We start from the raw sequence: 19,083 nt of genomic DNA, 5'->3' as shown, positions 1-19,083 counted from the left end.
CCCAACCTGGGTCGGGTCGCTGCCCCAACCTGGGTCGGGTCGCTGCCCCAACCTGGGTCGGGTCGCTGCCCCCAACCTGGGTCGGGTCGCTGCCCCAACCTGGGTCGGGTCACTGGGGTCGGGTCGCTGCCCCAACCTGGGTCGGGTCGCTGCCCCAACCTGGGTCAGGTCGCTCCACCCCGGACGGGCGAGCCTGGCATTGCCGCTCGCAGGCGCCGGCTCCGCTTCTTGCGTACCTGAGCAACCGTTCGCTGGGCGCCACGGCACCCGCGCCCTCGGCGGCCCGGATCCAGCGCGAGGTGCCGCGGAAACCGCGCTTCTCCCAGGGCGATGACGCGTGGCATCGCCGATGCTTTGGACGCGATCGCGAAAGTCCATCCACGCTCCAAAGGGAGTTGAACCATGTCCGTCTCGAACGCCCCTCTCACTGGAACCCCCGAAGCTCGCCGGCCCGCCCGCGGCTACGAGCCCGACGCAGGCGCCAGTGTTCGGGACGAGTTCCTCATGCTCGCGTCGCACGAGCTCCTGACGCCGCTGACCTCGCTCAACTTGCAGGTGCAGCGGATGAAGCGGCTGAGCGAGCAACGGGCGGAGGACGGGTCAACGTGGGTCGCCTCGCTCGAGGTCGTCGGCCGGCAGGTCAACCGGCTCACCCGGCTCTGCGATGACATGCTCCAGGCGATCCGGCTCCGATCGGGTCCGCTCGATCCCGAGCGCGAGACCGTCGATCTCGGGGCGCTCGTCCGGGAGGTGATCGCCGAGCTCCCGGTGGAGCTCCGCTCCCCGTCCTCCACGATCTCCATCGACGCGCCGGAGGGCATCGTCGGCCGCTGGGATCGGGAGCAGATGGGACGCCTCGTGTTCCATCTCATCAAGAACGCCATCCAGTTCGGCGCCGGCCGGCCGATATCCATCGAGGTGAAGGCCTGTCCCGGCGGAGCCGAGCTCCTCGTCCGCGATCGAGGCGCGGGCATCGCGGAGGAGGACCAGGCCCGCATCTTCAGGTGCTTCGAGCGCGCGGGCGGCGTTGTGCACTTCGGCGGCCTCGGGCTCGGGCTCTACATCGCGCGCGAGATCGTGCGCGCTCACGGCGGAACCATCGGCGTGGAGAGCTCGCCGGGCTGCGGCTCGACGTTCATGGTCGAGCTCCCCCTCGAGCCCGAGCCCGCCAGTCGCGCCGCCATCTCGCTCGCTCCCTGACACCGTCGCTCCCTGCGACGCCCGCCCACACGCCGTCGCCCTCCCCATCCCCTCGTCGAGCGCGCGCCCACACCGCGAGGCGCCGCGCGTCCCCCACCATCGACGTGAGCTCACCGGTCACGCGCGGCGCGCCCGACGGCCGCCGCCACGCGAGGTCCGCCGCGCGAGGCAGCGCAGGCACGCGCCCGCGCGACTTGTCCGCTCGCCGCGAGATCTCGTGATCTCCGGCCTCGCAGAGGACGCCATCACCCGTCGACGACGGGGCGCGCCCTCCCTGGCACGCAATCCATTGCTCGATCGTGTAGCGGTCCGCGCGCTCATCCCCGCTCGCGCGGCCAGCGCGCCGATATCCCCGTGAATCTGCGTGAGCTCCGCCGGCACGAGGTGTGCTCTGGCTCACGTGAGGGCTAGGGCCAGATAGGCAATCCGCGTTCGACGAATGCTCGAACGAAGCGGCGCCGATCGATCGATGGGGCGTCGTCGTGGCGCCCGCGTCGCAGGGAGAACCATGAAGATCGAAGCGACCAGCGACCTCATCAGCATTGTGCTCGGCACAGGTCACCCCTCCATCGTCTCGGAGGCTGCGAAGAACACCGAGGCTCACGGCGCGCGTCATCCCACGAGCGCGCGACCCGCCGACCTCGCGGAGCTCGGCGGGGAGAGGAAGGCTTGCGGCGGCACCGCCGCCCCTCGCTACCAGAGCGCCGTGACCCAGCCGGCCGCCGGCCTCGCCAAGGCGCCGGAGCTCCTCGCCGCGAAGCAGCGCGTGCTGTCCGGCAGCAGGCTACCTGCGGCCTCGGTCCGCTTCGCCGGGCCTGCCGAGATCGACGTCTTCCTCGGCGAGCTCGATCAGGCGATCCGTCCTTTCGAGGACTGCTTGCGAAAGGCAGGGGCTCGACACAACGACAGGGCCGCCCAGCTCAAGGCCATCATCAAGAAGGCCTCGATCCAGACCAGCAAGACCCGGTTCGAGTGCCCCCGCGACATGGCCGAGTTCGACGCCAGGCTCGAGCGGATCGTGCGGACGGGTGAGCCCATCGTGCTGGCCATGCCGGAGGGCGGCGGCAAGGTGCCAGTACCGCTCAAGACAGGCAGGTTCGGCCGGGGGCCCGATTTCGCGGAGTTCCTCGGTATCAAGATGCGAGCGGCGCTGGCGCGCGTCCTGCGCGAGTTCCACCCTGGCGGCGCCCACGTGGTCGTCGTGCCGGATACGTGCCTTCACACCCGCGACATGGGCTTCTGCGCGGACGAGGTCCGGAGCCACCTCGAGCAGCTCTGGCGCGATCTGCCCCGCCTCGGCGTCCGTGACGAGGTGATCGTCGCCGATACCCTCGCGTACCTGCCCGCGGACTGGGGCAGCGTCGTCGAGCGCAGCGCCGCGGAGGTGGTCGCCTCGATCGCGGAGGATGAAGCGGTGAGGGAGGCGGCCGCCGCCCAGTCGAGATCGCTGATGTTCATCAAGGACTGCGGCCTCTCCGACGAGGACGAAGCGGTGCTGTTCTATGCCGCCGTGGCCGGGCACCCGGACGGGATCCCCACCGGGCTCGCTGCCCAGGCCAGGGCCTTCCAGGCGGCGACGGACGAGGTGACACCCCTCTACATGGCCATCAACCATCATGGCATCCGGGGCCTCGGCCTGATCGAGCGGGTGGTCGACGGGCTCGGCTTCTCGAGCGCCAGCTACCGCGAGCGTCCACGCCAAGCCCGGCTGTCCGCGGCCCGCCCTCAGCGTCTTCCATGCCATGGCCCCGGTCGCCCTCTTGCCGATGCACGCCCTCGGCGTGCGCGTGATCGACGAGACGCCTCGCTGGGGGCTCTCGTTCGATGTCGTCGGGCGGATGCGCGGCTGGCAGGCCGTCTGCGAGGCGACCACGGGGCGCTTCCTGTTCCATGAAACGACGCAGGAAGGTGTGGAGATGGGCGGCGCCTGTGCCGAGCGGGCAGCCGCGTGACAGCGCTGCGGAGGCCGGCGGGGCGCCGGCCTTACCCCCTGTCCAGGAACCGAGGAGGACGCGCGTGCAAGAGTTCGATACGATCGTGGTCGGCGCCGGCATCACCGGCCTCTACTGCAGCTTTCGCCTCGCCCGGCGGGACCCCGGCCGCACCGTCGGGCTCTTCGAAGCCTCGGAGCGGTTCGGGGGCCGGATCGAGACGGTCGACCTCGATGGTTTCCTCGCCGAGTGCGGCCCCATGCGTTTCGAGAAGCGCCGGCAGCGCCTGCTGATGGGGCTGCTCGACGAGCTCGGCCTGAAGACCAGGCCGTTCACCCCTTATGCGGCCGAGCCCGTCCAGGGGCCGCGGTTCTCCCTCGCCCCCGACGAGGCCGGACCCGCTCATCGCCCCCACACGACGCTCGAGCTGATGAAGCTCGGTATCCTGAGGATCTTGAAGGACACCCCGTGGGCGAGCCCCGGTAACCCGGGACGACCCCAGGGACGCGAAGCACCGGGAATGGCTGAGGCGCCTCGCGGAGGACGACTATGCCAGCATGCGCCGCGGCGCCAGGCTGGGAGGCGCCTTCCTCTACGAACAGGGGTTCTGGAACGCGCTGAGCGACGTCCTCAGCCACGGGGCCGTGCTCGCGATCCGGGATCATGGCACGTTCTTCCACCTGATTCCCGAGAACCCCAACGCCATGGACTGGATCGTCTTCTGGCTTCGCGCGCTGTCCAGCGAGGGGGAGGGGGACGCCTCGCTCGTCAGCATCGAAGGCGGCTCCCGGGCGCTACCCCTCGCCCTGGCGCGGGAGCTCGAGCGGCGCCCCGAGCAGGTCGCCATCCACCTTCGCCACGCGCTCACGTCGCTCGCGGCAGCGGAAGGAGGGAAGATCCGCCTGCGGTTCGCCCGCGGCGCGGAGACGGTGGAGGCCGTCGCGAAGCACGTGATCCTCGCCTTGCCCCGCAGCCCCCTGATGCGGCTCGCCGGCTGCTTCTCCCGGGAGATCCAGCGGGATCTCGACGCGGTCTTCGGGTTTCCGCCTCTCAAGTGCTTCCTGGTCACGGACGCGCCGTGGTGGACGGCGCGCACGCCGCCCCTGGGCCATCCGGGACTGGAGCCGGGAGCCCTACGGGGCGGGGGCCCATACCTGGCGGCCAGGCGTCAGGTCCTGGGAGGTCCTCGAGAGGCTGAGGGCGTTCGACCTCCCCGGCAGCGCCGCCCCTGTCGGCAGCGTTCATGTCTGTGGCGAGGCCTACTGCGATTATCAGGGGATCGAGGGCGCGCTCCGCTCGGCCGAGAGCGCGGTCCAGACCGTGCCCTGATCCCGCGCCCTACGGCTCCCGGGGGGACGCGTACCCGAGCCGCTTGATGCCGAGCGTCTTGAGCTTGTGCACAAGCGTGCGCAGCGGCATGCCGAGCGCGCGCGCCGCCTCCGTCTGGTTCCCGCTCGCCTTGCGGAGCGCCTCGACGATCAGCTCGGCCTCGCAGCGCTGCAGCCGCGTCTTCAGGTAGTCCCCGCCCGGGGGCGCGGCGGTGAGCTCTCCGACCTGGTACGGCAGCTCCCCCTCCGCCACCGGCTCCGAGGAGGGCGCCGCCCGGGCGCGCTCCGGCAGATCCTCCTCGGCGATCCACTCGCCCTCGGCGATGACCACGGCCCGCTCGATCGCGTTCCGCAGCTCTCGCGCGTTCCCCGGCCAGGAGTACGCCCGGAGCCGCGCGAGCGACTCGGCGTCGAAGCCGCGGATCGACCGGCCGTTCGCCTGGTTCGCCTGGTCGAGGAAGCGCAGCGCGAGCGGCTCGATGTCCTCCGGGCGCGCCCGGAGCGGCGGGATCGTCATCGTCATCGTGTTCAGGCGGTAGAACAGATCGCTGCGGAACGCGCCCGACGCGCACATCGCCTCGACGTCGCGGTGGGTCGCCGCGACGACGCGCGCGTCGACGTCGATCGGTTTGTTCGAGCCGACGCGGGTCACCTGCCGCGTCTCGAGGACGCGCAGGAGCGCGGCCTGCACCGCGGCCGGCAGCTCGCCGATCTCGTCGAGGAAGACCGTCCCGCCGTCCGCCGCCTCGAACACCCCTCGCTGCTGCTGCCACGCGCCGGTGAACGAGCCGCGCTCGTGGCCGAAGAGCGTGCTCTCGACGAGCTGCTGCGGGATCGCCCCGCAGTTGACGCACACCATCGGCTTGCCGCTCCGCGGGCCGCTGTCGTGGATCGCCCGCGCCACGACCTCCTTGCCCGTCCCCGTCTCGCCCAGCAAGAGGACCGGGATCGACGAGCGCGAGACCCGCTTGACGATCTCGAAGACGCGGCGCATCGCGGGGGCCACGACGACCGGCTCGGCGTGGCAAAGGCCCGGGCTGCTCTTCCAGGTCCCGCCCGGCGCCGAGCGCACCGGCTGCTCCACCGTCGCGCTGCGCACGGCGCTCCAGCACCGATCGAGCAGCTCCTCCGCCACGGTCCCCGCGTCGGGGAACGTCGCGAAGCCCGCGAGCACGACGGGCGACCCGCCCACGGGCGGCGCGGCGAGCGCGCGCGCCACGTCGAGCGCCACCTCGGCCCCGGCCTCGAGCAGCAGCGCCGCCACCACGTCCGAGCTGTAGAGCGCGATCCGGTCCACGGGGCGCAGCAGCGCCCGCACACGCGGGAACAGGTGGCTCACGTGGGCGCTGGGCTGGCGGGCGACCCGGGCCATCACGACGGCGAAGCTCCGCCCGAAGTACCGCGCGCGCTTCACCTCCTCCTCGAGGGCGACGCGGAGCTGCTCGTGGCTCATCAGCCCTGGCAGCTCGTCCTCGGCCGCCGTGATCGAGCGGACGGCGACCACCACCTTGCCGAGGATCACCTCCTCGCCCGGCTTCACCTCGCCTCGCGTGATGCGCTCGCCGCCGAGCCAGGTGCCGTTGGTCGAGCGCAGATCCTCGATGACGACCTTGTCGCCGGACTGGGTGAAGCGGGCGTGCTCGCGCGAGAGGCTGACGTCGCCGATCTGGACCTGCGACGGCGGCGCCCGGCCGATCACGACCGGCACGCCCGGGCTCAGCACGGCGCGCTCGGCGCCGTCGCGGTGGTAGACGAGCAGGGCGACGCGTCGATCGTCCTGCCTGACACCCTGGATCGCATCGATGAAGCTGCTGGACAGCGGCGTTGTCTCCGGGCCGATGTCCGTCTCGCGAATGACTGCCACGCTGCTCACCCCCTTCTCACACGACCTCGCCCCCGGGCTCGCGGGCGGCGCGTCGCGCGCGCTCCCGCGGCGTGCGCCGGCGAGCCCGCCCGCCCGCGCTCCAGGCAGGCGCTCGCTGACGCTGAATTGCGCACCAGCACGGGCGTCTCCGGCGGGCGGCGACGCACCAGCTTGTCCATCAGGGTCCGGTGTTCATGAAGCGCATCCCACGCACCCCGCGCCTCCAACGCGTCCAATGCACCCGCCGCACCTTGCAATTCAAGCACCACCTGGGCGTCGAGCTCGCTGGTGACAAGGAGACGATGTTCCTGATCGGCGAGCGTGAGCGCACCATGCTCCGCGGCCGTGACGTTCACCTCCTGGGGCCGCTCGCCCGGCTCACGCTCGTGTTCGGCTGTCATCACGACGCCCGCCTCGGCGTGCAGCGGGCGCCGACCGAGCTCAATCAGCTCTTCGATCCCCGCGTTCCCGCGCCGGCCCGCGGCTGGGACCGCGCCGACCTGGCCGGAGAGGCCTACCTGTTCCCCGACGACGGGGCCCTGGCGCGGGCGCTCGGCGATTACCCCGCCGTCCGGCGCGACGACCTGCGCGACGACGTGATGTATTTTTGCGACTTTGCGTCTTTGCGTTGAACTCTCTCTCCGGAACCCTGGCCGGATGTCTGACCTGCGGCACCAGATCAGAGGAGATGTCCCGTGCGCGACGGCTATCGCATCCTCGACGCGGATCGTCATGTGATCGAACCGCTCTCTCTGTGGAAGACCCACCTCGAGCCGGAGCTCCGCGCTCACGCCCCGTACCTCGCGTACGCCGGCGACGGCGAGCCCCTGGCCGACCGCGTGGCGCACCTCGGGCCGGAGGGGCTGCTCCGGCTCCCGCCGCAGCCGATGGTGGATGGCCGGCCGGTCCATCACCGGATGAGCGCGCGGACCTGGCGCGCGATCGCCGCCGCCGGCCGCCGGCGGCTCGGGGCGCTCGCGTCGCTCGGGCCGCTCGAGCAGCCGCGAGCGCAGCTCGACGACATGGATCGCGAGGGCATCGACGTGGCGTTCCTCTACCCGACGCTCGCGCTGGCGCTCCTCGGCATGACCCCGCTGGAGCCCGCGCTGGCGAGCGCGCTCGCCAGGGCGTACAATACGTGGTTACGGGGCTTCTGCGATCATGACCCCTCGCGCCTCCGTGGCGTGGCCTTGATGAGCCCGCACGATCCGGCGCAGATGGTGCCCGAGCTCGCGCGCGCGGCCGCGCTCGGCTTCCGCGCCGTCGTGCTCCGGCCGAACCCCGTCGCGGGGCGGACGCTGGGCGACCCTGCTTATGAGGCGTTCTGGGCCGAGTGCGAGCGGCGCTCGATCGCTGTCGCCATCCACGAAGGCACGCACGCCTCCTTGCCGGCGGCCGGCGCCGATCGCTTCCGCAGCCGCTTCGCCCTGCACGCCTGCTCGCACCCGATGGAGCAGATGATGGCCTTGCTCGCGCTGATCGAGGGCGGCGTGCTCGAGCGCCACCCCGGCCTGCGGGTGGCCTTCCTCGAGGCCGGCTGCGGGTGGCTGCCCTACTGGCTCTGGCGCCTCGACGAGATCGAGTACCGGGGCCTGGCCGAGGAGGTCGCGCCGCACGTCCGCCGCGAGCCGTCCGCGTACTTCCGCCGCCAGTGTTTCATCGAGATCGAGCCGGACGAGCCGTGCCTGGAGCAGGCGATCCCATGGCTCGGCGAGGACAGGGCGATCTTCGGGACGGACTTCCCCCACATCGATCACGACGCAGGCATGGTGGAGCGGGCGCTCGCGCTCCACCGCAGGCTCCCCGGAGAGAGCCTCCGCAAGATCCTCTGGGACAACGCCGCCAGCTTCTACGGCATCGACGGATGACTCAGCAAATGATGCAAGACGAGCCGGGGTCGCTCGTGAGCTCGGCCAGCGCGACGGGCTGATCCTCCAGCTCCGGCGCTGGTGGGATACAGAGCGTGATGGCGCCCGCCGAGGGGTCCCAGCCGCTGCGCTGCTCGCAGAGGCGCAGCGCGTCGCCGCCCGGCGAGCCTGGCTCCCGCGCCTCGCGGATGGTGAGGTCGATCCCCGGCGGCAACGCATAGCCGCAGCGAGCCATCAAGTACCCCCGCGGGTCGCTCTTCAACCGATCGCGCTGCGTCGGATCTTCCCAGCAGAGAGCGACGGCGCGCAACCAGGCTCCTTCCAGCCCCGAGAGCCCTTCCTCCATCGCTCCTCGCTCGTGCAGGAGGCGCGCCTCCTCGTCGAGATGCGCGGGAGCGCCGTCGGTTTCCGCGATCCTGGACATGTACTTGGATGATTGATGGGAAAACATGGCCACCTCCAATCGCCGGTGCCGCAGGCCCTGGCATGGGATATGGAGCTCATTGAACCGGCGCCGCGCGCCGTCGAGCCCTTCGCGCATCCAACGCAAACAAACGCAGCTGCAAATGCGCAGAAAGCGACCGAGGTGCCGCCGCGGCAGATCAATCGGTCACTTCCTGGAGCAGCGCTCGCGCCTCGGCAAAATCGGGAAGATCGGCGCACTCCACAGGCCAGTCGGTGATCTCCCTGAGCAGGCGGCGCGCCTCGTCGCGCCGGGCCTGCTGCACGAGCATCCGGCAGAGCGCCAGCGTCGAGCGCAGCTCGAACGTTCGCGCGCCCTGCTCCCGCGCGACAGCGATCGATCGCCGCAAGCACCGCTCGCTCTCCTGATCCGCGTCGGCGCCCAAGGCGTGAAGAGACAGCCCCTTCAGGCGGTAGAGCTCCGCGACGTAGTACACGTCCCCCGACTCCTCGGCGAGCAGCAGGCAGCCCGCGAGCTGCTCCACCGCGGCCTCGTGTTGCCCGCGCTCGGCCTCGAGCTCTGCCACGAGAGAGAGCCAGTACGGCAGGCCGCTCTGCTGGCCGCCGTCCCGGATCGTCTCGATGTGCTGTCTCAGCTGCTCGAGGTCTCGCTGCGTCCAGCAGCGCAGGGCCCAGCAGTGAGCCGTGACCCAGAGCTGATGATGCTCCGTCAGCTGGAGGAGGGAGTCGATCGTCGCGGAGACCTGCTCCCGTTCGCGGGCATAGTGGTAGACGCCGGCCAGGTGGAGCAGCGCCATCCCGAGGCTGTTCAGGTGATCGAGCTCGCGCGCCCACGCCACCGCGGCCTGCCCGTGGGCGAGCGCCTGGGCTGGACAGCCCATCAGGTAGAGCACCACCGCGAGCGTGTACTGGGCCCACACCTTGACATCGACGCCGGAGAAGAATGCGTGCTCCCGATGTGCCTGAGGGTCGTAGAGCGCGATGCCTCCATCGAGCTCTTGGCGGGCCTCTGAGAGCTTTCCTTCGAAAAACGAGCACTGTCCCAGCAGCACCATCGACGAGACCAGCTGCGCGGTGTCCTGCGACCGCCTGGCCAGGTCGAGCCACCGCTCTGCTGTCGCCCGCGCCTCGCGGCGATGGCTCCGCATGTGGTGGTACCAGAACATCGCCCACAGCGTCGGCAGGGTCATCGAGCTCTCCCCGAGCTCGTCGCTCAGCTCCTCGCAGCGGTGGACCGCCGCCTCGAGCTCCCTCGGCATGTACCCGCGCCGGCGTACGAGCGCCAGGATCAGCAGGCTGTTCAGGCGCAGCTCCGCCAGCGCGCGCTCCCGCGCGTCCGCGATCGCCGACAGCCAGCCGAGCGCCTGCGTCACATGGACGATCGCCTCGGTGTCATCGGCGTTCGCGGGCCGCTTCAGCGCGCGCTCCGCCGCGATCTCCGCGTACGCGATCGCCCGCTCCAGCTGCTCGGCCGCCGCGTGGTGGTGCGCGAGCAGGTGGGGCCGCGCCGCGACGATCTCGGGGAAGCGCGCCTCGAGCGTCCGGGCGATGATCGCGTGCACCTTCCGCCGGCTCCGCTTCGAGAGCGACTCGTAGGCCGCGTCCCGGATGAGCACGTGCTTGAACTGGTACGTCGGGTTGTTCAGCCGCCGCTTCCTGTGGATGAGATCCGCGGCCATCAGCCGATCGAGGTCCTCCTGGACCTGCTCCCCGTCGAGCGCGGACACGGCGCAGAGCACCTCCTGGCAGAACTCCCGGCCGAGCGCCGCGGCGATGCGGGCCGTCTCCTTGGCCCTGCCGAGCCGGTCGAGGCGCGCCACCAGGAGGCCCCGCAGCGTCGTGGGGATCGCGAGCGCCGAGAGCGGCTCGGCGAGGCGGTAGTGGTCCCCCTCCTCCACGAGCGCCCCGGACTCGAGCACCATCCGCGTCAGCTCCTCGACGTAGAGCGGGACGCCGTCGGTCCGGTCGACCACCTGCGCCAGCACGGGCCCAGGCAGGGCGCGGCCGCCGGCGAGGCGCGCCACCAGGTGCTCGACGTCCGACCGATCCAGGCGGCTCAGCTGGATCTGGAGCATGCTCGACATCGACCAGGGCGGCGAGAACTCGGGCCGCGCGGTGAAGACCGCCATCAGCCGCGCCGAGGGCACGTCGGCGATCATCACGCCCAGCCACTCGAGGGTCGTCGGATCGGCCCACTGCAGGTCCTCGACCATGAACAGGACGGGCTGCTCCTCGGCCATGTCGAAGAGCATCGTCACGAGCACGTTGAGCGTCCGCTCCTTCTGCCGCGGCGGCGGGTCCATCGGGGCGGCGTAGCGCTCGTCCAGGGGGATCGACAGCAGCGCCGCCAGCAGCGGCACCATCTCCGAAAGGTCGAAGCCGCGGCGCGAGAGGAGCGCCTCGAGCCGGGCGAGCCGGCGCCCCGGCGCGTCGTCCCGGCCCGTCTCGATCAACCGCTCCAGGAGCTCGATCAACGGGTAGAGCGCGCTGCTCCGCTGATCGGGCACGCAGCGGCACTCCAGGCAGCTGTGCCGCTCGCCGCGGAGCCGCCGGACGAGCTCCCCGGTGAGGCGCGACTTGCCGATCCCGGGGCCGCCGGTGACGAGGATGCTCTGCCCGGTGCCCTGCCGGACCTGGCCCCAGCGCTGGAGCAAGAGATCGAGCTCCTGGCTCCTCCCGATCAGCGGCTCGGTGTCGCGACCGGCGATGTCCTGGTCCTGGGCCGGGGGAGGGAGCTCCTGCCCCATGCGGTAGATCGCGAGCGGGCGCGCGACGGGCGAGAGATCGGGCGGCGCCATCGGCTCGAGCGCGAACCGGCTCCGGAGGAGCCTGAAGGCCTCGCCGCTGACCACGATCGTGCCCGGCGCCGCGGCCGCGCTCAGCCGGGCCGCGATCTGCGGTGTCGTCCCGAGGTGCTGCGTGTACCGATGGATCTGGCCGGCGACCACGAGGCCGGTGTGGAGCCCGATCCGGACCTCGAGCGCCACGCCCCGCGCCGCCGTGAGCTGCGCGCTGCGCGCCTCCACGTCCGCCACGACCTCCAGCGCCGCGCGGGCGGCGCGCCGGGCGTCGTCCTCCTGCGCGGAGGGATAGCCGAAGTGCAGCAGGACCTGATCCCCCAGCGCGCCCGCGAAGCGCCCCCGGTGGCGGCGGGCGATCTCGGCGCAGGCGTCCTGTTGCTCGTCGAGCAGGTCGTCGATCTCCTCGACGTCGGTGGTCTTCAGCCCCGGGCCCGAGGCCGTGAAGGTGCAGCAGACGACGGTGAGGGGCCGCCGCTCGCCGTCGGGTCGCTCCAGCGCCGGTGCCTCTGGCCCCGGCAGGGCCGGCGCGTCCACGCGCCGGGGCGTGGCCGGAGACGGCATCGTCTCGGCCGCCGCGTGGTCGCTCGGCAGCGCCCGGGGCTCCCGCGAGGGCGCGTCGAGCGGCGCCGTCTCGCTCGCGACGCGGCGCCACGGGCTCGCGTCCGCCGCGCCTCGGGTCGGGGCCGGGGGCGAGCGCGGCGCTCGCGCGGGCTCGACGAGGTCCTCGCGGCTCAGCGCGTCCACGTCGCAGGCCTCGAGCTCGCGCAGCAGGCTCGAGGCCGTGACGACGCGCGCGGCCATGTCCTTGAGGGTCGCGCGCCGGAGGAGGGCGCCGAGCGGGTGCCCGAGGAGCGCCGGGGGGATCGGGATCGGCTCGGGGCTGGCCTGCCGGAAGAGCACCTCTTGCAGCGACCTGCCGGTGATCGACGGCCTGCCGGTGAGGCACTCGAGGAAGACGAGCCCCCAGGCGTACAGGTCCGAACGCACGCTCACCGGCTGTCCGAGGAGCTGCTCCGGCGCCGCGTAGGCGGGCGTGCAGAGGATCTCGTTGCTCGGGGTGAGCTTGGGATCCACGCCCTCCATGGCCCCGGCGATGACCGCGCCGATGCCGAAGTCGAGCACCAGCGCGTTTCGCCGCGCCCCGGTCGAGACGATCATGATGTTGCTGGGCTTGAGGTCGCGGTGGACGACGTTCTGCCCGTGGGCGCAGCCGAGGGCGTCGAGGACCTGGAGCATCAGGTACCGCGCCTCGCGCGGATCGAGGGCGATCTCTTCGGCCAGCACCTCCGCCAGGTTCTGGCCGGGCACGAACTCGAAGATGATGTAGAGGGTGCCGTCGTCCATCTGTCCGGCGTCGATGAGCCGGACGATGTTGGGGTGGTGGAGCTGCGCGCAGAACCGCGCCTCCTGGTGGAAGCGGGCGCAGCGCCGCGCGACGTCGGCGGACTTGCTGCCCCGGATCGGGTGCATGACCTTGATGGCCACCGTCTGTCCGGTGGCGAGCTGACGCCCCTTGTAGACGTCGGCGAAGCCGCTCTCGCGCAGCGCGGAGACGATCTCGTAGCGCTCCTGGAACACGGCGCCCGTGGCGATGGCGCTGCGGCTCATCCCCTCTCCCTCCGCCGGGCGGCCCGGCGCGACCGGGGGAGCGGGCGTGATCCGGGAAGGGCGGCGCGCTGCGCCGGCCGGCCCGCCTCATCGATGAAGCGTCTGGACAGAGCGGCTGTCGATCTCGTCAGCACAGCTTGTCCACGGCCGACCTCGCTGCTCACGTTGGTTCATATAGGGTGGTACTCCGTCGACGTCCGTCGATGCCGACCGGGTTCCGGCGGATTCGGCGAAGAAACCCCGGAAGACGCTCGCGTCCGGTCGGCTCCGTGGGGATCGGCTTCAGGGATCCGGGCAGGCGTGCGCGGGCGCGACTCGCGCGGGACGGCGGCCGAGCTCCGCCTGCGTGTTCGATTCAGCTACAATCTTCTATCGTGACTGCTGTCGCGGCGACCGAGCAAGTCGCGGTGGAAAGCAGCGAGTTGACCTCTGGCACGGCCGGTGAGAGGGCGGTGACGCGGACTTCGCCGGCGCTCGGCGCGCGCGGGGAGCCGAGAGCGTTCCTTCGGCGGTGAGCGACGATTCAATGCTTTTCAATCCTTTGTGGAAGGAGCACGAAACATGCTGAGGCAACTGGCGACCCACATCGTTCTGCTCGCGCTCGCGGCGGCTGGTCCGGTCGCGTGCGCGGGCTCGGGTGACAGCCCGGCGGACGCCGGCAGCGTCGCCAGCGGGAGCGGCGGCGCCGCGGCTTCCGGCGGACACACCTCGGGAGGCGGCGCGACCGGCGGAGGCGGAGACGGTGGAACGGGCGGCAGCGCCTCGGGGAGCGGCGGCGCGGGCGCGGGCGAAGCGGGCACGGGCGGCGGCGGCGCGGGCGGCGGCGGCGCAGGCGACGGCGGCGCGGGCGCGGGCGAAGCGGGCACGGGCGGCGCGGGCGACGGCGGCGCGGGCGGCGCGGGCGCCGGCTGCCCGGGGACCGGGGGAATCACCTACACGCTCGCGAAGGTCGCCTCGCCGACGGCGGAGCAGCAGTCTGCGTACGACAACATCACGAGCGCGATGGATGAGGCGCTGTCGTACTACAACTGTCACACGAGCATCGAGAAGCGCCTGTCGGTGTCCTACGTGCCGTCGGTCGCGACGGCCGACGGCAACGTCAATGGGTCCATCCGGTTCGGCGCGACGAGCTCCATGAACTACATCACCGCGATGCACGAGATCGGTCACACCGTGGGGGTCGGCAGCCGCGAGTTCGGCGCGCTGGTGGTGGATGGCGTCTTCACGGGCGAGGCGGCGACGCGCCAGCTCAGGGCCATCACGGGCAACGAGAGCGACGTCGTGCACGCGGACACGCAGCACTTCTGGCCGTACGGTCTCAACTACACGACCGAGGTCAAGACGACGGACGATCTCGTGAACCACTGCAAGATCGTGGTCGCCATCCGCGAGGACATCGGGTTCTGACGGAGCGATTCCGCGGGGGCGAACTGTTGCGATCCGTCGGATCGCAAGAGCTCTCGCACCTGACGCATGAAGAGCGCGCCCCCGGCGCAAGCGCGGGCGGCTCAGTACGTGAGCGAGGGCGTCGTGCAGCCCAGGCCGAAGGCGCCGATGGCTCCGCCCTCGACGACGGTCTGAACGAGGTTCGCGACCTGGTCTGCACCGCAGAAGGTGTCCGGGAACTCGCTGCCGCCGTCGCCGCCCACGCCGTCCGGCCACGTGACGGGGCCGAGCTCGACGCGGAGATCGCCGGGAGGTCCCGTCACGAGGAGCGGCGCACAAGCGATGAAGAGGAGATCGAGGTACCTGCCAGACCAACCGCTGAAGCCCACCACCACCTCGTTCTCCGGGCACACCATCTCCCAGGACTCGGTGCCCTCGCTGCCCTGGAAAGGGGTCACGTCGCCGGGCATCATGGTGATGGTGTACGGGCCGTCTCCCGTGAGCTCCAGGTGGCCGCACTGCGCCTGGATCTTGGCATGGATGAGCGACTCCCCCAGCGGTCCCAGGGACCCTCGAAACCCGAGGAGCACCTGGCTCTCCGGGCACCGGTCCATGGCAGGGGTGGCCGTACCGGGGCTGCCGCGCAGCTCGGTATAGGTCTGCTCCACGACGTCGACGCCTGTCGGCGCCGGGCACGGCTCCCCGTCGCACTCGCCGCCGCCGCCGCCCGCGCCGCCCACCTCACCGCCGCCGCCGCCCGCGCCGCCCGCCTCACCGCCGCCGCCGCCCGCCTCACCGCCGCCGCCGCCCGGCCCGCCACCCCCATCGCCAGGCGGGGCGCCGCCTCCTCCGCTCGCGCCCACGCCGTCGAAGGTCAGGCTGCCGATACCCGAGATCGCATTGCATCCGGCGAGGACGAGACCGGAGATCAGCGCGGAGAGGCCGAGCAGATGGCGCGTCACCGAGATCAAGTACTCGATCCGCGGCCGGACCGGTAGCTGGTCGCCCGAACGCCGCTTCGTCCTCGATCGCGGTGGGCTCGGCCGCGACATCAACGCCTGTCGAGCCCCGATGGTCACCCCATGTGCGCGCGCCGGCTCGCACGTCCGAGAATGACGACCGATGGAGCGCTGAAAGGCAACGGATCCGAATAAGGTTCGGTTCGATGATCCGACAGGTCTTCGGGGCCACCCGCTTCAACGCGTCCGGCAGCTTCACTGGTCTCGATTTTTCTCCGGACTCCAGAGCGCTCGTGGCTCTCGTGACCGGCGAGAAGCGCACGAAGGTGCATCGCTTCGCCGTCGACGACGGTCGTGTCCTCGACGAGCAGACCGTGACCGGTCGCTTCACTGGCGTCTTCGCGTTGCCTGACGGCGACCTTCTCCTGTGGGCGCGTGGATCCATCGCGCGCCTCGGCCAGGACGGCGAGCTCTCGTGGAAGCTCGGAGAGAAGGCGACGAGGAAGTTCGCCTTCGCGACCGTGAGCGCCGACGGTGCGATCGTCGCGACCTATGGAGGAGACTCCGTCGCCAACGTCTTCGACGCGCGTACCGGCAAACGACTTCACGACCTGAGCGAGCCCGCAGGCGAGATCTTCGCGTTTGCCTTCTCACCCGACGGAGCGACGTTCGCGACCGGCGGACAGAAGGGCATCGTCCGCGTCTTCGATCGCAAGTCGAAGAAGGAGCTCGCCCAGCGAAAGAGCTCCAAGATCCTCGTACTCGCGTTCTCACCCGAGGGCAGCGTGCTCGCCGGCGGCCACGGACAAGGCGACGTCCACCTCTGGGACGGCGCATCGCTCGAGCCCGTGCGACTCCTGGGCTCCCATCGCTTCCAGGAAGATTATGGCTCGGGCGAGCAGGACGGGGGCCCGGCCGGTTGTCGCTGGCTCGCGTTCCTGGCCGACGGCGAGACGGTGGTCGCGTCGAACGTCGAGCTCTGGGACCGTGCGCGCGGCGTCCGCACCGCGACGCTCTCGCACGACGCCAAGGTGTCGGCCTGCACGTTCGGGTCCGACGACACCTGGGCCGTCTCGGTGTCCGACGCGGTCCGGATCTGGCGGCTCGACGATCCGGAGACACCCGTCCATGCGATCGAGCTGGAGAGCGGTGCGCCCGAGCGCTGCGGCGGCGTCGCCGTCTCGCGCGTCGGATGGATCGCCGTCAGCATCGATCGTGACATCAGCAATCATTCGTCGGACAGCGCGCTCGTCTTCATCGATCCGCGTTCGGGTGAGGTAACGGCTACCCTCTCCCATCCAGACAAGCGCCTCGGGCAGGTCGCGTTCGTCGACGATGTCCGCGCGGTCGTCGTCGACTCCGCGGGCCGTACGAGGATGGCCGACGCCGAGGAGGGCAAATGGCTCGACGAGCCCGAGGCTCCGGAGGACATCGAGTTCCACGGCTTCGAGATCCTCCCGCTCACCGCCTCCGAGGACGGAACCGAGATCGCGTACATCGACGGGCACGGCAACCTCGCCATCCGCGCGATCGAAGGCACGAAGAAGCGTGTCACTCCCTTCGAGCTCGGCTTCACCCCGCTGGCGGAGAAGAAGCCGCAAGGCATGTTCGAGGAGCGCCTCGCCGGGAGTTGCATTCTCTACGCAGGCAGATTCCAGAGCTCGGCGATGGATGTGCGCACGTCGCGCGAGTTCCGCGAAGACATGCTGCTCGAGCTGGGCGGCACGGTCGCGAAGAAGGCGAAGGACGCGACGCACTTCGTCGGCGCGCGTATTCCGTACGTGAAGCACGTCCCGTCGAAGGCGGAGACCGAGATCGACGCGCGCATCGCCAGGGGCGACAAAGTCATCAAGCTGAGCGAGAAGAAGCTCATCGAGATGCTGCTTCCTACGTTCGAAGAGTCGCGCGCGATGCTGCGAGGTGAGGTCAAAGACGGCATCGAGCGCTGGAACCGCTGGCGGTCGCGCTGGCGCACGTCGAGCGGCGGGTTCGTGCAGCTCTCGGGCATCGATCTCACGGGAGCCGACCTGCGCAAGGCAGACCTCATGGTGATCCCGTTCGAAGAGGCGAAGTTCTCGAACGCGCGCCTCGAGGGGGTCGATCTCTACGACTGCGTCTTCCGCCGCGCCGACCTCCGCGGGGCGGATCTCGAGGGCGCTCGCTGCGGCCGCGTCGTCTTCTCGAACGCCGACCTCCGCGAAGCGAAGTTGGCCGGCGCCGAGCTCACCGGCGCCGAGTTCGACGGCGCCGACCTCCGCGGCGCCGACCTCCGCGACGCGGACCTGCAGTACGTGAAGCTCACTGGCGCCAAGCTCGACGGCGCCAAGCTCCCGCAGGCCTCCAAACGCCCGTAGCGGCCTTTACCTCCGGCGGTACACGCCGGTGACGAAGGCGGGCACGACGAGCATTCGTGAGCTCTGGCCGGCGCGCGCCGGCGCGGATCACTCGAGGTACGCGGCCAGGCCGAGCTTCTGATCGCGGACGGCGCCGGCCATGACCTTCGCTATCTGCTCCGCGCCGGAGCGCGAGAAGTGCGTGTGATCATCGCAGAAGAACTCGCCTACGGGGCCGCTGGTCGTCGCGCTCACGTCGCCCCCGGGGACCGGGCAGAAGCCCAGGGCGTCGTAGAGCGCGACGCTGAGCTCGTGCAGGTCGATGACCGGCACGCCGTACTCCTCGCCCGCCTCGTGGGTCGCGGTCACGTAGCCGCCGCGCGTCCCCCGGGCCGTGCTCCCGCTGCAGGAGATCGCGCTCACGGGGGTCACGAACACGGGCTGGGCGCCTCGCTCCTCGGCGGCGCGGGCCATCATCCCGTAGCTCGACTTGAAGGCGTCGAGCCCCACGTGCCGATCGCACGTGCGCGAGCCGTCGTTGATGCCGAACTGGATGAACAGATAATCGCCCCGCTTCATGCCGTCGAGCATCTGGACCCACCTGGCCTGCAGCACGGGCTCGCCGCTCGAGTCGCGCGCGAGCTCGCACTCCCCCGCGCTATCCATGGTGGTCTGCACGTTGTAGAGCCACGTGCGCACGCTGCGGCCGCCGACGGCGCTGTTCACCACGGTGACCCGGTCGTCGAAGAGCGCCGCGAACTGGCCGCCCCAGCCCGCCGGGCAGGGGGTCTGCCCGTTGGCGACCGTGGAGTCCCCCGCGATCCAGATCGTGATGTCCGGCAGCGGCCCCGCGCCGCCCGCGCCGCCGTCGCCCGCGCCGCCGCTGCCGCTCGGCCCACCTGAAGATCCCGCCGAGCCTCCCGAGCCGGCGGGCGCGTCGCCCCCGACCCCTGCGCCGCCCGTGGAGCCGGCCGAGATCGCGGTGCTGCCCGCGCTCGCGCTCGAGCTGCTCCCTTCCGGTTGGGAGCTCCCGCCCGCGCCGCCCGCCCCCCCGCTTCCGCCGGCGCCGCCCGCGGCCGTCTCCGGATCAGGGGAGCAGGCGGCGGTGAGCAGCGCGAGACAGGACACCCGGGCAAGCATCCGGCCGCGCGCGCGCGCGGCCGATCGAACGTTCCAGTCCATGAACATGCCTTTCCTCCAGTCACGACACGAGCATCAGCCCATCCACGCCGGATGGCGCTGGCCCTTCGCCTCCCGGTCCCGCAGGCCGCCAGGGCACGCTCGGTCGAGGTGCCGGGCCGGCACCTCGACCGAGCGCGCACCGCTGCGGGCGCAGGGCGCGCCGCGAGCGGTAAGGCAACGCCGGCGAGGCGAGCGGCGGG

At 71.4% G+C, this 19,083-nt stretch carries 12 protein-coding genes and 1 pseudogene; 7 read left to right on the top strand and 6 right to left on the bottom strand.

Features of this window, described 5'->3' with window-relative positions; genetic code table 11:
• The first annotated feature begins 402 nt into the window (after window positions 1-402).
• From WMF39_RS28415 to WMF39_RS28405, 3 genes and pseudogenes are all read left to right on the top strand, one after another.
• A complete protein-coding gene (locus WMF39_RS28415; protein ID WP_437739616.1) occupies window positions 403-1,200 on the top strand; it encodes a sensor histidine kinase in 798 nt (265 codons plus the stop codon).
• A gap of 508 nt (window positions 1,201-1,708) precedes the next feature.
• Window positions 1,709-3,094, top strand: coding sequence for a hypothetical protein (locus tag WMF39_RS28410; RefSeq protein ID WP_437739615.1), 1,386 nt, complete (start codon window positions 1,709-1,711; stop codon window positions 3,092-3,094).
• Window positions 3,025-3,468, top strand: a pseudogene (locus tag WMF39_RS28405) (NAD(P)-binding protein); the annotation flags it as partial. The gene WMF39_RS28410 and the pseudogene WMF39_RS28405, both read left to right, overlap by 70 nt.
• Before the next feature lie 457 nt (window positions 3,469-3,925).
• Here the strand turns inward: WMF39_RS28405 and WMF39_RS28400 are convergent.
• Together WMF39_RS28400 and WMF39_RS28395 are read right to left on the bottom strand one after the other, a co-directional pair.
• Entirely contained in the window at window positions 3,926-4,081 is a 156-nt protein-coding gene (locus WMF39_RS28400; protein ID WP_437748149.1) for a hypothetical protein, read from the bottom strand.
• Between the two features lie 388 nt (window positions 4,082-4,469).
• Complete coding sequence (locus WMF39_RS28395; protein WP_437739614.1) at window positions 4,470-6,323, bottom strand: sigma 54-interacting transcriptional regulator; 1,854 nt, start codon at window positions 6,321-6,323, stop codon at window positions 4,470-4,472.
• Between the two features lie 251 nt (window positions 6,324-6,574).
• On the opposite strand from WMF39_RS28395, the gene WMF39_RS28390 reads away from it, so the two are divergent.
• Together WMF39_RS28390 and WMF39_RS28385 are read left to right on the top strand one after the other, a co-directional pair.
• Complete coding sequence (locus WMF39_RS28390) at window positions 6,575-6,955, top strand: hypothetical protein (RefSeq protein ID WP_437739613.1); 381 nt, start codon at window positions 6,575-6,577, stop codon at window positions 6,953-6,955.
• Between the two features lie 63 nt (window positions 6,956-7,018).
• Window positions 7,019-8,191: an amidohydrolase family protein gene (locus WMF39_RS28385; RefSeq protein ID WP_437739612.1), complete on the top strand. Its 1,173-nt coding sequence runs from the start codon at window positions 7,019-7,021 to the stop codon at window positions 8,189-8,191.
• A gap of 1 nt (window position 8,192) precedes the next feature.
• Here WMF39_RS28385 and WMF39_RS28380 read toward each other — a convergent pair whose 3' ends face one another.
• Both WMF39_RS28380 and WMF39_RS28375 read right to left on the bottom strand, forming a co-directional pair.
• Complete coding sequence (locus tag WMF39_RS28380; RefSeq protein WP_437739611.1) at window positions 8,193-8,642, bottom strand: BMA_0021/BMA_0022 family TOMM bacteriocin; 450 nt, start codon at window positions 8,640-8,642, stop codon at window positions 8,193-8,195.
• A 151-nt stretch (window positions 8,643-8,793) separates the two neighbouring features.
• On the bottom strand, window positions 8,794-13,023 hold the full coding sequence (locus WMF39_RS28375) for a TOMM system kinase/cyclase fusion protein (RefSeq protein WP_437739610.1): 4,230 nt from the start codon (window positions 13,021-13,023) through the stop codon (window positions 8,794-8,796).
• 561 nt (window positions 13,024-13,584) lie between these two features.
• Here WMF39_RS28375 and WMF39_RS28370 point away from each other — a divergent pair.
• Complete coding sequence (locus WMF39_RS28370) at window positions 13,585-14,430, top strand: hypothetical protein (RefSeq protein ID WP_437739609.1); 846 nt, start codon at window positions 13,585-13,587, stop codon at window positions 14,428-14,430.
• A gap of 101 nt (window positions 14,431-14,531) precedes the next feature.
• Here the strand turns inward: WMF39_RS28370 and WMF39_RS28365 are convergent, their stop codons facing one another.
• Window positions 14,532-15,371 (bottom strand): hypothetical protein, encoded by an 840-nt coding sequence (locus tag WMF39_RS28365; protein WP_437739608.1) that lies wholly within the window; start codon window positions 15,369-15,371, stop codon window positions 14,532-14,534.
• Between the two features lie 203 nt (window positions 15,372-15,574).
• Here WMF39_RS28365 and WMF39_RS28360 point away from each other — a divergent pair, with 203 nt between their 5' ends.
• The gene (locus WMF39_RS28360; protein WP_437739607.1) at window positions 15,575-17,722 is read left to right on the top strand and encodes a pentapeptide repeat-containing protein; all 2,148 of its coding nucleotides are present in this window, start codon (window positions 15,575-15,577) and stop codon (window positions 17,720-17,722) included.
• An 87-nt stretch (window positions 17,723-17,809) separates the two neighbouring features.
• On the opposite strand, the gene WMF39_RS28355 is transcribed toward WMF39_RS28360, so the two are convergent.
• Window positions 17,810-18,883, bottom strand: coding sequence for a GDSL-type esterase/lipase family protein (locus WMF39_RS28355; protein ID WP_437739606.1), 1,074 nt, complete (start codon window positions 18,881-18,883; stop codon window positions 17,810-17,812).
• Window positions 18,884-19,083: the final 200 nt, after the last annotated feature.

Origin of the sequence: Sorangium sp. So ce1504 (assembly GCF_051521635.1) — a bacterium.
GTDB classification, from domain to species: domain Bacteria; phylum Myxococcota_A; class Polyangia; order Polyangiales; family Polyangiaceae; genus Sorangium; species Sorangium cellulosum_B.
Note: the sequence above shows the minus strand (reverse complement) of the source record. Positions and strands in the feature narration are given on the sequence as shown.

What these genes read in the sequence shown, in the direction of transcription:
- WMF39_RS28410 (WP_437739615.1), top strand. Translation starts at nt 1,709, where the DNA reads ATGAAGATCGAAGCGACCAGCGACCTCATCAGCATTGTGCTCGGCACA.
- WMF39_RS28370 (WP_437739609.1), top strand. Translation starts at nt 13,585, where the DNA reads ATGCTGAGGCAACTGGCGACCCACATCGTTCTGCTCGCGCTCGCGGCG.
- WMF39_RS28355 (WP_437739606.1), bottom strand. Translation starts at nt 18,883, where the DNA reads ATGGACTGGAACGTTCGATCGGCCGCGCGCGCGCGCGGCCGGATGCTT.
- WMF39_RS28375 (WP_437739610.1), bottom strand. Translation starts at nt 13,023, where the DNA reads ATGAGCCGCAGCGCCATCGCCACGGGCGCCGTGTTCCAGGAGCGCTAC.
- WMF39_RS28360 (WP_437739607.1), top strand. Translation starts at nt 15,575, where the DNA reads ATGATCCGACAGGTCTTCGGGGCCACCCGCTTCAACGCGTCCGGCAGC.
- WMF39_RS28380 (WP_437739611.1), bottom strand. Translation starts at nt 8,642, where the DNA reads ATGTTTTCCCATCAATCATCCAAGTACATGTCCAGGATCGCGGAAACC.
- WMF39_RS28415 (WP_437739616.1), top strand. Translation starts at nt 403, where the DNA reads ATGTCCGTCTCGAACGCCCCTCTCACTGGAACCCCCGAAGCTCGCCGG.